General features: G+C 45.8%; 11 protein-coding genes and 1 other annotated feature. Of the genes, 7 read left to right on the plus strand and 4 right to left on the minus strand.

Annotated elements, in window-relative coordinates; translation table 11 throughout:
* Positions 1-21: 21 nt before the first annotated feature.
* From AC5162_RS02780 to AC5162_RS02790, 3 genes are read right to left on the minus strand one after another with little or no spacing between them, the layout of a single operon-like run.
* Positions 22-1,353 (minus strand): M20/M25/M40 family metallo-hydrolase, encoded by a 1,332-nt coding sequence (locus AC5162_RS02780; RefSeq protein WP_496533722.1) that lies wholly within the window; start codon positions 1,351-1,353, stop codon positions 22-24.
* 60 nt (positions 1,354-1,413) lie between these two features.
* Positions 1,414-2,247 carry a MetQ/NlpA family ABC transporter substrate-binding protein gene (locus tag AC5162_RS02785; RefSeq protein ID WP_496533723.1) on the minus strand — a complete coding sequence of 278 codons (834 nt, stop codon included), beginning with the start codon at positions 2,245-2,247 and terminating at the stop codon, positions 1,414-1,416.
* A gap of 32 nt (positions 2,248-2,279) precedes the next feature.
* Positions 2,280-3,119, minus strand: a complete 840-nt coding sequence (locus tag AC5162_RS02790; protein ID WP_496533724.1) for a MetQ/NlpA family ABC transporter substrate-binding protein — start codon at positions 3,117-3,119, stop codon at positions 2,280-2,282.
* 75 nt (positions 3,120-3,194) lie between these two features.
* Positions 3,195-3,457: a binding site (T-box leader), on the minus strand.
* Between the two features lie 329 nt (positions 3,458-3,786).
* Between AC5162_RS02790 and AC5162_RS02795 the strand changes: the two genes are divergently transcribed.
* The 5 genes from AC5162_RS02795 to AC5162_RS02815 all read left to right on the plus strand — a co-directional run bounded on the left by AC5162_RS02795 (position 3,787) and on the right by AC5162_RS02815 (position 10,594).
* Positions 3,787-6,468 carry a cation-translocating P-type ATPase gene (locus AC5162_RS02795; RefSeq protein WP_496533725.1) on the plus strand — a complete coding sequence of 894 codons (2,682 nt, stop codon included), beginning with the start codon at positions 3,787-3,789 and terminating at the stop codon, positions 6,466-6,468.
* Positions 6,469-6,474: 6 nt separating this feature from the next.
* Positions 6,475-6,912: a chemotaxis protein gene (locus AC5162_RS02800; protein WP_496533726.1), complete on the plus strand. Its 438-nt coding sequence runs from the start codon at positions 6,475-6,477 to the stop codon at positions 6,910-6,912.
* 455 nt (positions 6,913-7,367) lie between these two features.
* On the plus strand, positions 7,368-8,258 hold the full coding sequence (locus AC5162_RS02805) for a homoserine O-acetyltransferase/O-succinyltransferase family protein (protein ID WP_496533727.1): 891 nt from the start codon (positions 7,368-7,370) through the stop codon (positions 8,256-8,258).
* A gap of 49 nt (positions 8,259-8,307) precedes the next feature.
* A complete protein-coding gene (locus AC5162_RS02810; RefSeq protein ID WP_496533728.1) occupies positions 8,308-9,450 on the plus strand; it encodes a PLP-dependent transferase in 1,143 nt (380 codons plus the stop codon).
* Positions 9,440-10,594 carry a trans-sulfuration enzyme family protein gene (locus tag AC5162_RS02815; RefSeq protein ID WP_496533729.1) on the plus strand — a complete coding sequence of 385 codons (1,155 nt, stop codon included), beginning with the start codon at positions 9,440-9,442 and terminating at the stop codon, positions 10,592-10,594. Before AC5162_RS02810 ends, AC5162_RS02815 begins: the two co-directional genes overlap by 11 nt.
* A gap of 53 nt (positions 10,595-10,647) precedes the next feature.
* On the opposite strand, the gene AC5162_RS02820 is transcribed toward AC5162_RS02815, so the two are convergent.
* Complete coding sequence (locus AC5162_RS02820; protein WP_496533730.1) at positions 10,648-11,643, minus strand: sugar transferase; 996 nt, start codon at positions 11,641-11,643, stop codon at positions 10,648-10,650.
* A 147-nt stretch (positions 11,644-11,790) separates the two neighbouring features.
* Here AC5162_RS02820 and AC5162_RS02825 point away from each other — a divergent pair, with 147 nt between their 5' ends.
* Positions 11,791-13,239, plus strand: coding sequence for an ABC transporter substrate-binding protein/permease (locus tag AC5162_RS02825; protein WP_496533731.1), 1,449 nt, complete (start codon positions 11,791-11,793; stop codon positions 13,237-13,239).
* The gene (locus tag AC5162_RS02830; protein WP_496533732.1) at positions 13,236-13,979 is read left to right on the plus strand and encodes an amino acid ABC transporter ATP-binding protein; all 744 of its coding nucleotides are present in this window, start codon (positions 13,236-13,238) and stop codon (positions 13,977-13,979) included. The genes AC5162_RS02825 and AC5162_RS02830 overlap by 4 nt, the downstream gene beginning before the upstream one ends.
* Positions 13,980-13,993 lie beyond the last annotated feature (14 nt).

Below are 13,993 nucleotides of genomic sequence, written 5' to 3' on the forward strand. Positions count from 1 at the left end.
TGCACATTCCTTTCTAAGGTACTAGGCTTGGTAGTTTTTAATGATTGCCTTGATTAGTTTTATATTTTCTTGGTAGTCGACCAGCCGGATGTTTTCGTTGGGGGCGTGGTCTAGGTTGTGAGTGTAACCAATGCCAAGGCTAATAATTGGGGCCTGGATGGCATTGTTGACGTAGGCCATGGGGCCGGTTCCCGGACTAGTAGGGGTGACCACTGGTTCTTTGCCAGACAACTCTTTAGCCAGGGTGACAACCTTTAAGATTTCAGGGTCCGACATATCAGACCGGTAGCCAGGCTGGCCAAGGGTCTTTTCAACGATAATGTCGTCAAAGCCTTGCTTGGCCAAGTGGGCCTTGATTTTGTCCAAAGTGACATCGGGGTCCATGCCTGGGACCAACCGCGCCTCCATTTTAGCACTCGCCTCAGCAGGGAGAACGGTCTTAACACCCTGACCCTGGTAGCCGGAAGTGATGCCTTCAATATTTAGGCTTGGTTCAAAGTGTAAAGCCTGTTGGAAGGATTGTCGGTCCCTGGTTGCCAAGAGTGGGGCTTTAAGCCCGTGGGCCTTGGCAAAATCAGCTTGGTTTTGGTCCAGTTGGTTAATTAGGGCGATTTCGCGGTCGTTTGGGGCAATCACTTGGTCAAAGAAACCGTCAACTAAGACATGACCGTCTTGGTCAAAGAAAGTGGCTAAGGCCTGCGATAACCGCCAGGCTGCTGAATTAACAACCGTGGCTAGAGAAGAGTGGAGGTCGTCTACTGCTGTTTTTGCCTTAACGTCAAAGGTGACAATCCCCTTGTTTCCACCACTGAGTTCGAGTTGGCCAGCTTCGTTTTTGTTGCCTGATTCCCAGATGATTAAGTCTGCCTTTAAGTCTTGGTACTTGGCTAAGTAGTCATCGAGGTGTTGGGAAGCTGTTTCCTCTGAACCTTCGACCACAAAGGTAATATTGACTGGTAGTTGGCCGTTGTTTTCATCGAGGTATTCGGCCAAGGCCGTTAACCGGGCGGTGAGATTACCTTTATCGTCATTAACGCCACGGCCGACTAGTTGGTCGCCAACCTTCGTTAAGGTCCAGGGGTCTGAATCCCATAAGTCAAGCGGTTCGGCTGGTTGGACATCGTAGTGGTTGTAAATCAGTAAGGTTTTAGCCTGGGGGGCATTACTCTTGAATTGGCCAATTACGAGCGGGGCAAAGTACTGGTCATCGATGGTCACCTGACCACCCAAATCGGTTAAGGCCTGGCCGATAATGGCAGCGGTTTCTGGCAAAGCGGCATGTTTAGCTGAGACACTCGGTTGGTGGATTAAGTCAGCTAATAGGTCTAAGTATTGCTGGTAGCGGTCTGTCATGAATTTTTCCTCCGTTCATTTTGGATAATATGTATGCGGGCAAGGCCCGCTTGCTTGGTTTTATTTGTTATAGTCCCAAACCGTGACTTCGGCGCTGCCGTAGTACTTCTTGACCAACTTCTTAGTTTCATCGGTCTGAAGTGACTTAACAACGTCCTTGTACAACTTGTTGTTCTTTTCCTTCTTGGTTGTAGCCACAAAATTAAAGTACTGAGTAGTGTTCTTGTTCAAACCTTCGACGTAGATGGCGGAGTTGAAGTTAATACCAGCTGTTTGGGCATAGTTGGTATTAATAACGGCACCAGCAAACTTAGGGTCCTTCAATGAAGTAGCTGTTTGCGAGGCGTCAACTGCCACAATTTGCAAGTTCTTAGGGTTTGAGGTAATGTCCTTAGTGGTTGCCTTGTTGGTATTCTTCAACTTGATCAAGCCGGCTTCTTGGAGCAAATGCAAGCCGCGGTTTTCGTTGGTAACATCGTTAGCAACAGCAATCTGGCTACCATCAGGAATATCAGAAACCTTTTTATAAGAGTCAGAGTACAAGCGCAATGGGGTCGTCCAAGTGTCACCAATTGCGACAATGTTGGTCTTATTCGCCTTGTTCCAATTTTCCAAGAATGGGTAGTTCTGGAAGGCGTTGATGTCAATTTCGCCGTTTTGCAAGGCCTTGTTAGGCTGTGAGTAATCCGAGAACTTCACGGTCTTAAGGGTAATCCCATACTTCTTCTTAGCAGTTTTGGCGGCTTGGGCCCAAATGGCATCATCGGCCTTATTACCGGTCATGACCCCGACTTTAACAGTCTTTGAGGCTTGAGTACCGTGGTTAAAGAAAGAAACATAGGTGATCCCGATTAAGGCAAGGACAACAACAGTCCAAGTAATAATTTTTTTCATAGCTAAACTCTCCCGTTAGTAAATAAGAAGATTTAGTTAAAGGCCCGGTCCCAAGCTGGAATTTCGGCTGAGCCGTATTGTTCCTTCAACACTTTCTTCGTTGTGGTTGTTTGGTAAGCTTTGACGACATCTTGGTAGAGCTTGTTGGAAGCATCAGACTTCTTGGCCACGATGATGTTGACCCACTGGTGGGAGTCCTTGTTCAGTGGTTCCGTGAAGATTGATTGCTTTTCCTTCAAGTTGGCCGTCTTGGCGTAGTTGGCATTCACGACTGCCCCTTGAACATTATCAAGTGTCCGGGCCGTTTGGTCAGCAGACATTTCCTTGATGTTCAAGTTCTTAGGGTTTGACGTAATGTCTTTGGTTGTTGCAAGTGACAGGCCTGACTTGAGCTTAATTAATCCGGCATACTTTAGTAGGTATAGGGCCCGACTTTCATTAGAAGGGTCGTTTGGAATGGCGATGGTATCGCCATCCTTAAATTCAGAAACCTTCTTATAAGTGTTCGAGTACAAGTGGATTGGGCTAATGACCGTTTCACCGATTGCCTTCAACTGGTTACCATTCTTTTGGTTGTAAGCCTTTAGAAAGGCGTAGTGTTGGAAGGCGTTCAAATCAACGTCACCGTTTTGCAGGGCGTTGTTTGGTTGTGAGTAGTCGGTGAATTGCTTGAATTTGATGGTGATGTGGTACTTTGATTTTGCTGTTTTAGCAACGCTTTGCCAAACGGCGTCATCTGATTTATCACCGGCCATAATTCCAACGGTTACGGTCTTTTGTGTGCTCTTTCCGGGGTTACCAAAACTAAAGTAGCCAAGGATTACTAGGATTAGAAAACCAATTCCTAATTTAAGCCAACGTTTTGCTGTCATGATATGTGTGTTCTCCTGCGCAGGTAGGTATATATTTGATAACAAAAAAAAGTCGCTTCTATCTCTAAGATTTAAGACAGAAGCGACTTTCGCGTTACCATTCTGAGTTTTTGCCTAGGGTTACCCTTAGGCAGCTCACTAACCATCGGGCATCGGGGAATGATCCTAGCCGAATGGTGTGCCCAAGTAACGAGGGCCAAACCGTCGACTGCTAACGGTAAACCGGGTCGCAGTCGCCAATCACAGGTCATTTTCAAAAGCTTGCTTACCTTACCTTGCACCAACCGGTAAGTCTCTAAGCCAAGTTTGCTTTTTACTTTCCTGATCAACTTGTTTATTTCGATGTTTCAATCATAACGGGCTTTTGAAAGTATGTCAAGAAAAATTAAAAAGAAATGAATAAATACCGTGGTTTAGCCGTAAAGTCGGGCGAAATGTTTACCAGTTGAAAAAATTCTGTTATAATAATGACATAGTTAAATTTCTGAGGGAGTAACTGACGAAATGTTCGTGGCTGATAACCGTCAAAGCAAAACAGCAATGTTTTATATCGTGTCGATGACACCGGCTCAGCCTTAAACAGTGAGACTCATACTAACACTTATTTTTGTGTGGTATGGGTCTTTTTCTTTTACCGCAGAAAAAGTAGACAATAAAGGAGAGAACCTTGTCGAAGAAAGCTTACCAAGTAGATGTGGCTGACTTAACCAGTCAGCTCGAAACCAGTGCTCAGGCTGGTTTGTCAAAGAACCAGGTCCAAGACCGGTTGGCAGAATACGGGCAAAACGCCTTAGTGGCTAAGAAAAAGAAGTCCCTTTTTCAAAAGTTTGTGGACCAGTTTAAGGACTTGATGATTGGAATTTTGCTGGTGGCTGCCCTAGTGGCAGCCTTTACCGGTGAACAGACTGATGCCATCTTTATCTTAGCGATTGTCATTATTAACGCTATTTTTGGTGTTTTCCAAGAATCGAAGGCTGAAGGGGCGATTGACGCCTTGAAGGCCTTAGCGACTCCAAAGGCCAAGGTTATCCGTGATGGTAAGGACCAAGAAGTCTTAGCGACGGACTTGGTGCCCGGGGATGTCGTTTATTTGGAAGCGGGGGATGTTGTTCCAGCCGACTTGCGGTTGGTCGATGTTGCCAACCTACGGGTGGAAGAATCAACTTTGACAGGTGAATCAGTTCCCGTTGAAAAGACTGCCGATACCTTGTCTGGTGACAAGCTGCCATTGGGTGACCAAGCCAACCTGGCCTTTATGAATGCCAACGTCACCTATGGAAAGGCGACTGGGGTTGTGGTTGCAACCGGAATGAAGACTCAAGTCGGTTTGATTGCCGAATCCTTGCAGTCGGCTGATGAAAATAAGACGCCATTGCAAGAAAACTTGGCCCAATTGAGCCGGATTTTGACTTATTTGATTTTGGGAATTGCCGCTTTGACCTTCATGGTGGGTTACTTTACTCAAAACGCCAAGATTATTGACTTGATTTTGACCTCAATTTCATTGGCCGTTGCCGCAATTCCAGAAGGCTTGCCAGCGATTGTGACGGTTACCTTGGCCCTTGGTACGGCCCGGATGGCCAAAAAGGCTGCCTTGGTTCGTAAGTTGCCAGCGGTTGAAACCTTAGGGTCAACCGATATTATCGGTTCTGATAAGACTGGAACTTTGACCCAAAATAAGATGACGGTCGAAAAGTTGGTCTTGGATGGTCAAATTATTGACTTAAAAGAAGAAAACCCCTTTGAAACTAAACAAGACAACCCGGCCTTAGCTAAGTTGGCCGATTTGTTAGCCTTAAACAACGATACCAAGGAAACGGATAATGGCTTGGTTGGTGACCCGACCGAAACGGCCTTGATTTCCTTTAACCAAAAGTACCGTCCTGATTACTACAAGAAAATGTTGGCTGCTAAGCCACGGTTGAATGAGATTCCATTTGATTCCGAACGAAAGTTGATGACGACTGTCCATGCCGAAGGTTCAGCCTATGAAGCAACCGTTAAGGGGGCACCGGATTCCATCTTAGCCCGGATTACTCAGGTTATGGAAAATGGGGCTGCCCGGCCGGTAACCGAGGCCGATTTGGCTCTGTACCAAGATATCAACGCTCAGTTGGCTGACCAAGCCTTACGAGTGTTGGCCTTTGCTACTAAGAATATGGATGAAGTGCCAGCTGAATTAGCAGCTGACCAAGTTGAACAGGGCTTGACCTTGGTCGGCATGATTGCCATGATTGACCCCGAACGTCCGGAAGTTAAGGATGCGGTTGCCCAAGCCAAGCAGGCTGGTATCCAACCAATCATGATTACTGGTGACCACCCGAAGACGGCGGCAGCAATCGCTGGTCGGTTAGGCATCCTGGAAGAGGATGAGGACCGGACCAAGGCTGTGATGACCGGGGCTGATTTAGACGAAATGTCTGAAGAAGAATTTGACCAAAAGGTCAAAGACGTCCATGTTTACGCCCGGGTTGCCCCAGCTCACAAGGTGAAAATTGTGAAGGCTTGGCAGGATAAGGGGAAGGTCGTTGCCATGACTGGTGACGGGGTCAACGATGCACCAGCCTTGAAGACAGCCGATATTGGCGTTGCGATGGGAATTACCGGAACGGAAGTTTCCAAGGAAGCGGCCGATATGGTCTTGGCCGATGATAATTTCTCGACGATTGTTTCAGCCGTTAAGGAAGGCCGGAAGGTCTTCTCCAACATTCAAAAGGCGTTGCAGTACTTGTTGGCCTCAAACTTAGCCGAAGTAATTGCGATCTTTATGATGACCTTGCTTGGTTGGGAAGTCTTGGCCCCAGTGATGATCTTATGGATTAACCTGGTGACTGATACTTTGCCAGCAATTGCCCTTGGTTTGGAACCAGCCCAAAAGGGTGTGATGTCCCAAAAGCCACGGGGTAAGTCGGCAAACTTCTTATCTGGTGGAGTCGGATCTGCCATTATCTGGCAGGGAATGTTGCAAGCAGCCTTGGTCTTGGGCGTTTATGGCTTAGCCTTAGCTTTCCCAGACCACGCTGCAACGAGCTTGGCCCACGCCGATGCCTTGACGATGGCCTTTATGACCTTAGGTTTGATGCAAATGTTTAACGCCTTTAACGTTAAGAGTGTTTACCAGTCAGAAATTGGTAAGCAGGCCTTCTCAAATAAGTTCTTTAACTGGGCGTTGGTCTTCTCACTCTTTGCCATGATGGCCGTGGTCTTTATCGAACCATTGAACCCAATCTTCCACGTGACGGCCTTGAATGGTCACCAGTGGTCAATTGTTCTGGGTGCAGCTTTTGCTATCATTGTGATTGTTGAACTGGTAAAATGGGTGCAACGACAATTTTTCAATAAAGGATAAAAGATAGTGGCTAAATTTAACCCCAAACAATTACAGTATTACTTGCAAAGCATTCAAGAAGTGTTGACGAAGACCCAAGAAACAGCTGACCAAGTTTCACCATTTTACGTGAGGCTCGATGAAGCAAAGGAAAAGGGTGCTTTGGCTGACATGCCCAAGGCTGAATTTGCCGAAATTAAGTCAGAATTTGACGATGCTGTTGCTGTCTACCAAGAAAACGCCAAGACTTTGGCAGGCTTAACCGCCCCAGTTCGTTTCCTCGGTGTTCACAAGATTTTGGCGAAGGCTTACCAAGATTACGCCGATGCCACTAAGATGATGGCTGATGGTGTCTTGTTAGACAAGCAAGCTATTGACGAAGGCATGTTTGACCAGTCTGAAAAGGACCAAGAAACTTACTTGAACAAGGTGCAAGCCCAAGTTGCTAAGATTTTTGGGGCATAATTGCTAAAATTTTTAAAGGACAAGAAAATGACTGTAAAGTCAGGCTCTTGTCCTTTTTTGCTAACTTAGTGGCAGTGGAATTTATTAAAAAGATTCTAATTGACTGTTGACAAATAAAATTCAAAGCCCTAAGATACAAACAACAAATAAATTATATTCAGCTAATAAAAAGATGAGTAAACGTTCATTTGATTTGAGAAGAGAGCCCGGGTTGGTGAAAGCGGGTATTTCAAAGGATGTTGAAGATGGTCTTTAAAAATGGTTTGGGTGGTGAGTTTCGATGAGCTATCCACGGGTTAACACACGTTACTGTGTTGATAGATAGCTTCTTTAGTGTCTTGAGGGTTGGTCAATAAACCAACAGTAGGGTGGTACCGTGCCATTGATTTAGGCGCCCCTAGAATTACTTTTTGTAGTTCTAGGGGCGTTTTTTATTTGGAAAAAGGAGGAAGAAAATGACAGCAACCGCAGTAAATGGATTTTTACATGACAAGGGTGAATGGCAGGACCAGGTGGTTAGCCAGCCACTGCGAATTTTGGTTTGGAACTTGATGCCAACTAAGGTCAATACCGAACAGCAGTTTTTGGAATTGTTGGATAGCCTTCGTCAAGATGTGGAAGTCACCTTCCTCTATGCTCAGTCGCACCGGTTTAAAACGGTTAGTCAGGCCAAAATCGAGGCTACTTATGCTAACTTAGCAGACGTACACAACCAAAATTTTGACGGTTTGATTATTACGGGGGCGCCACTTGAAAGTTTGAAATTTGAGGACGTCGACTATTGGTCAGAATTTTTGCAAATCCGGTCCTGGGCCAAGACCCACGTTAAGCAAACGATCAATACCTGTTGGGCTGCTCAAGCAGCTTTGTACCAAGACTTTGGGATTGAAAAACAGCCACTCGCCTGTAAGCTCTTTGGCATTTACGAGGGAGTTGCTGTTCAAAAGGTCAGCCCCTTGGTTCGGGGCTTTGACCGGGTCTTGGTACCCCAATCGCGGCATTCTGAAGCAGTAGTTGACCGGCAGGATTTGCCAGAGGGTTTGGAAGTTTTGGTTGATAGCCAGGAAGCCGGGCCAATTATCTTGGCCGATTCGGACCAAAGGCAGACTTACTTAACTGGCCACGCGGAGTACCAAACAAATACTTTGGATGAGGAGTACCGGCGGGATTTAAATTTACGCCGGGTAATTGTCGAACCAAAAAATTACTATCCGGATGGCTATTATGACCATGGTGAAGAAGTGAAAAACACCTGGCGGGAGAGCAGCCAGTTGTTATACCAAAATTGGTTGGATTTGATTGAAGAAGGAGAAGTTAGTTATGACCGGAAAGTGGTTTCGTTGTAAGCATTAATTTGGTAGTTAGTAGGAAGATTTGAAATCAAAAGGAGTATGTATGACAACAAGTGACTGTTCGTGGACCAAAAAGATTGAGACAATCCTAGCCCAGGCTGGTAACCGGGTGGATAATGTTACCGGGTCAATTTCGATGCCATTGTATTTTTCAACAGCCTACCGGCATGAGGGCTTAGGCCAATCAACTGGTTATGATTATTCGCGGATGAATATTCCGACTAGGGATGTTTTAGAAGATGTTTTGGCCCGGTTGGAAGAAGGGACGAAGGCCTTTGCGGTCTCGTCAGGAATGGCAGCCATCCAGTTGGCGCTCAGCCAATTTGGCACGGGTGACCATATTATTGTCTCAGATGACTTATATGGTGGCAGCTTCCGCTTCTTTGACTTGTTAGAAGAGCAATATCACTTACGCTTTAGCGAATGGGACGGGCAAAACTACCAGCAATTAGATGGGTTATTAGCAGATGGTGGCAAAGGTCTCTGGTTAGAAACCCCGTCGAACCCGCTGATGAAGGTAATTGACATCAAAAAAGCAGCAGACCATGCCCACCGCTTTGGGGCCAAGCTCTTTGTTGATAATACTTTCTACACACCCTTGATCCAGCAGCCCTTGAAGTTAGGGGCTGATGTGGTCGTTCATTCGGCGACCAAATACCTGTCTGGACACAATGATTTGTTAGCTGGGGTGGTGGTTTGTAAGGACGAAAAGACTGCCGAAGTGATTGGCAGTAATTTAATCACGACTGGTCCAAATTTGTCAGCATTTGATTCATGGTTGCTGTTGCGTTCCTTAAAAACCCTGCCACTTCGCTTAGAGCGGCAGGAGAAAAATGCGACGGCGATTGTGGCTGATTTGCAAGAGCATTCCTTGGTTGAAAAGGTTCTGTACCCTGGTCGGGGCGGAATGGTCAGCCTATATGTCAAAGATACTGTTGACATCAATCGGTTCTTACAGTCACTAGAAGTGTTGTCGTTTGCTGAAAGCCTGGGTGGGACTGAAAGTTTGGTGACGGTGCCAGCAGTTCAGACTCATGCTAATTTATCAGAAAAAGAGCGGAACCGGCGGGGACTGACTAAGAACCTGTTGCGAATTTCTTGTGGAATTGAAAACCAAGCTGACTTAGTTCATGATATTAACCAAGCGCTACAACAAGCCGTTAAGGAGGAAGCTGATGTCGATTGAAGAATACTCTGATTGGACGAAGGCGATTAAGTCCACAACCAAACCAGACCCTGCCACGGGGGCAGTTAACCCGCCGATTTACCTATCATCCACCTTTGAGCAAAAGGACTTTGACCACTTTGGCCAGTACGACTACGCCCGGTCGGGCAACCCAACCAGGCAGGTCTTAGAAGAAAGTATTGCTGACCTGGAGCACGGCAGCCGTGGCTTTGCTTTTGCAACGGGGATGGCGGCCATTTCAACGTCCTTATTGACGCTGAACCAGGGTGACCACGTGATTTTAACTAAAAATATTTACGGTGGGACCTTCCGCTTGGTTACTGAGATTTTGGTCAAGTATGGGATTTCTTATACCTTTGTTGACTTGAGTGATGAAGCGGCTTTGGAAGCTGCTTTTCGGGATAATACCCGGGTGGTTTATTTGGAAACGCCGTCCAATCCGACCCTGCAAGTAACCGACATCCGCCGTGTTGCTGAGATTGCCCACCAACACGGGGCCTTGGTCTTTGCTGATAATACCTTTATGACGCCAATCTTGCAAAAGCCTCTGGACTTGGGTGCCGACTTGGTCCTGCACTCCGGGACAAAGTTTATCGCTGGCCACAGTGATGTTTTGGCTGGCTTGGTGGTCACAAAAAGTAAGGACTTAGGCGAGCAAATCTATTTCTTACAAAACGCCATGGGAGCAACTCTGAGTGTCTTAGATTCCTGGTTCTTGCTGCGTGGAATTAAGACCTTGGCGATCCGAGTTGAAAAAGAAAATCAAAATGCCCAGTCCTTGGCAGAATGGCTGGGTGGTCAACCCCAAGTGACCCAGGTAAACTACCCTGGTTTGACTAGTCACTCCGGTTATAATGTTCAGTCTGTTCAGGCAAAGGCCGGTGGGGCGGTTTTGTCCTTTGATGTAGGCAATGAAGACAATGCCCGCAAGGTGGCCGAACTGACTAAAATTCCTGTTTTTTCAGTTTCTTTGGGTGCAACCGAATCAATTTTGTCTTACCCACCCAAGATGTCGCATGCTGAATTATCACGAGAAGAACGCCATGACCGCGGAATTACGGATGGGTTGCTACGGTTTTCGGTTGGACTGGAAGATTTGGAAGATTTGAAGGGGGACTTGGCGCAGGCCTTTGAGCAACTTTGAAAATAAAAGCAAAAAGTACCACAACTCTTCTATTAGAAAAGCGTGGTACTTTTTTAGTCGTTGAAAAAGGTTTTAACTTGCTGAAGAGTCCTCTTAGTGAAGTCGCCCTGGCTGACTTTGTCGCGGAATGGTTGCAAGTTATTCTGCCATTTTTGATATTGGTTAGCGGTTGTATTCTTCAAAACCGGTTCTAGGTCACTGAGATTTTCAATAGTGAAGCCCAGGTAGTGCTGGTTAATTAGTCGTCCGATATGACTTTGGTTCCAAGCAATCAACGGTAGGCCGGCTTTGAGATAGAGGCTGGCCTTATGGGGGGCGTTAATTTTGGTGTAGGTTTGGTACAGGCCCTTGTCAATGTCTTCATCCCAGATTAGACCAAAGCCATCAGTTAGGGCTGTCGTGATTTCGTCGGGGTCTAAGTTGCCCTGCCAGTCAATATTTGCTGGGACTTGCCAGTCCTTCCATTTTCGCGGTTTGGATCCAAAGAGTCGAACCTTTGGTCCGGTATAGTCATGTAACCAGGGAGATTTTTGAAAAGTACCGGCGAAGTTAACCATTTGGCTAAAGTGGGCTAGCCTTGTCGTCGGTCCTAAGTAGTCAAAGAGTGGTTGGACGATTGTTTTAGTGCTGACACCGTTCTGTTTTAATTTGTCAGCCATGGCCTGTGAATGGACCACAATTAGGTCAGCTTTTTTGGCTAAATCAAATTCCGTGCTAGTTTTTTTATCTAGTCGGAAGGGCTCAAAGTCATGGATTAGTAAGACGTAGTAAGCACCAACGGTTTGAATGGCTTCTTGCCACTCTTGTTCAAAGGTTGTGCTTAGATATGTAGGGAATTGGTGTAAAACAAGGTCACCGGTGTGAACTTGGTCAACCCAGGCCGTGATTTTTTCAGAGCGGACAACGGCTCCGAGTCTGTCATCGTTATAGCGTTCGATTGGCAGGATTTGCCAATGGTTTTCTACAGCAATTTTGGCGTAATCATCTTTGGCCTTTAGCGCACCAGCGGGCATCCAAGGCTCGATTGTTTGGCTAATCCACTCTGTCATCGACCTCATTATAGCAGAGTTTTTAACTTTAGAACGACCTTTTAAATCTGACTTGGACTAGACCGGCGATGTCATAAAAACTGACATCGGCCAGACGGGCTGGGGCAGTTTTTGGTACAATTAAATCAAGATAAAAAAGAGGTTATTATGAAAAAGGGACTTTTGACTTTGGTGGCTGCTCTGGCAGCTTTTTTGGTGCTTGGCCTACCAAGCGCTAAGCCTGCTTCTGCAAGCGAAAAGCATTATGTGATTGCAACGGATGCAACTTATGCACCCTTTGACTTCCAAGACAAGAACAACAAGTATGTTGGAATTGACCAAGACTTATTGGCTGCGATTGCCAAGAAAGAACACTTTACTTACGAGTTAAAGCCAATGTCTTTCAACGCGGCAACTCAAGCGGTTTCATCATCACAGGCCGATGGTGTCATTGCTGGTATGTCGATTACTGACGCCCGTAAGCAGGTCTTTGACTTCTCAACGCCTTACTATAACAGTGGCATTGGCTGGGCAACGGCAAAGAATTCAAAGATTAAGTCATTAGATGACTTGCGTGGTAAGACGGTTGCTTTGAAGACCGGAACTGCTGGAGCCTTGTACGCTGAATCAATCAAGGATAAGTACGGCTTTAAGGTTACTTACTTCTCTGATTCTGATACTTCTTACCGTGACGTCATTAATGGTAACTCTGCCGCTACCTTCGGTGACTTGCCAGTTTTGCAATATACGATTAAGAACGGTACAAAGTTGAAGGTCCAAAACGCTAAGAATCCATTTAACGCTGGTGACTATGGCTTTGCCGTTCAAAAGGGCGCTAACAAGCAATTGTTGACATCATTTAACAATGGTCTGGCTGCTATCAAGGCTGATGGCACTTACCAAAAGATTGTTGACAAGTACTTGGATTCTTCTGCTTCTAAGTTTACTGGGTCATCCTCTGACAATAGCACTGTTTGGGGCATTTTGACTTCAAACAGCTCTGCTTTCTGGTCTGGCTTGAAAGAAACCCTTTATTTGACAGTGGTTGGAATTATCTTAGCTTCAATTTTCGGATTGGTCTTGGGTGTAATGGGTGTTGCTAAGGCTGCCTGGGTTCGGGCTATTTCAACAACCATCATTTACTTCTTCCGTGGAATGCCAATGTTGGTTTTGGCCTTCTTTATCTACATTGGTTTGCCAGTCGCTTTGGGAACCAAGATTCCGGCCTTTACCGCTGGCGTTTTGACCTTAGTCTTAAACGAAGGAGCCTATACTGGTGCCTTTGTTCGCGGCGGTTTCAATTCTGTTGACGCTGGTCAAATGGAAGCCGCCCGGTCACTTGGTTTGTCACACTCGGCAGCCATGCGTAAGGTTATCATTCCACAAGGTTTGAAGTTGATGGTTCCTTCATTTATTAACCAATTCATTATCACGTTGAAGGATACATCAATTCTTTCTGCTATTGGTATTTTGGAATTGACACAAACAGGAACGTTAATTGTTACTCGAAATTCTCAGGGATTCCGTGTGTGGGCAATTGTTGCTGTGATATACTTAATTGTAATTACGTTACTAACATGGTTTAGTAACTGGGTTGAAAAAAGGACACGAGTATGAGTGAAGAAAAGCAAGTAAAAGTACACGTTGACAAGGTCAACAAGTCATACGGTGACAACCACGTTTTACGTGACATTTCTTTGGATGTTGAAGACAACGAAGTGGTTGTAATGATCGGCCCATCTGGTTCAGGAAAGTCAACTTTCTTGCGGATGCTAAACCAATTGGAAGAACCAAATTCTGGTTTGATTGAAGTTGACGGATTTGATATTTCAAACCCAAAGACTGATATTAACAAGGTCCGTGAAAACATTGGAATGGTATTCCAGACTTTTAACCTCTTTAATAACTACACAGTTTTGGAAAACATCACCTTGGCACCCGTTCAATTGGGTAAGATGACCAAGGAAGAAGCTGAAAAGAAGGCCAAGGAACTGCTTGAAACAGTTGGTTTGCCTGACAAGGCCAATGTTTCCGTTAATTCATTGTCTGGTGGACAAAAGCAACGAATCGCGATTGCTCGTGCCTTGGCAATGGACCCAGATATTATGCTCTTTGATGAACCAACCTCTGCCTTGGACCCTGAAGTGGTCGGCGATGTTTTGGACGTCATGAAGAAGTTGGCTAAGTCTGGAATGACGATGATTATCGTTACCCACGAAATGGGCTTTGCCAAGCAAGTGGCTGACCGAGTGGTCTTCTTCGAATCTGGTAAGATTCAAGAATCCGGTACGCCTGAACAAGTTTTCAATGCGCCAAAGAACGAACGTTTGCAAACCTTCTTGTCAAAGGTGATGTAAGCCTTTCTCTTAGC

The sequence above is a fragment of the Fructobacillus sp. ChS1-6f1-1-27 genome (assembly GCF_059579415.1).

Bases quoted from the DNA above. Each gene is read 5' to 3' on its own strand.
- AC5162_RS02810 (WP_496533728.1), top strand. From the start codon at position 8,308: ATGACAACAAGTGACTGTTCGTGGACCAAAAAGATTGAGACAATCCTA.
- AC5162_RS02805 (WP_496533727.1), top strand. From the start codon at position 7,368: ATGACAGCAACCGCAGTAAATGGATTTTTACATGACAAGGGTGAATGG.
- AC5162_RS02780 (WP_496533722.1), bottom strand. From the start codon at position 1,353: ATGACAGACCGCTACCAGCAATACTTAGACCTATTAGCTGACTTAATC.
- AC5162_RS02830 (WP_496533732.1), top strand. From the start codon at position 13,236: ATGAGTGAAGAAAAGCAAGTAAAAGTACACGTTGACAAGGTCAACAAG.
- AC5162_RS02785 (WP_496533723.1), bottom strand. From the start codon at position 2,247: ATGAAAAAAATTATTACTTGGACTGTTGTTGTCCTTGCCTTAATCGGG.
- AC5162_RS02790 (WP_496533724.1), bottom strand. From the start codon at position 3,119: ATGACAGCAAAACGTTGGCTTAAATTAGGAATTGGTTTTCTAATCCTA.
- AC5162_RS02825 (WP_496533731.1), top strand. From the start codon at position 11,791: ATGAAAAAGGGACTTTTGACTTTGGTGGCTGCTCTGGCAGCTTTTTTG.
- AC5162_RS02815 (WP_496533729.1), top strand. From the start codon at position 9,440: ATGTCGATTGAAGAATACTCTGATTGGACGAAGGCGATTAAGTCCACA.
- AC5162_RS02820 (WP_496533730.1), bottom strand. From the start codon at position 11,643: ATGACAGAGTGGATTAGCCAAACAATCGAGCCTTGGATGCCCGCTGGT.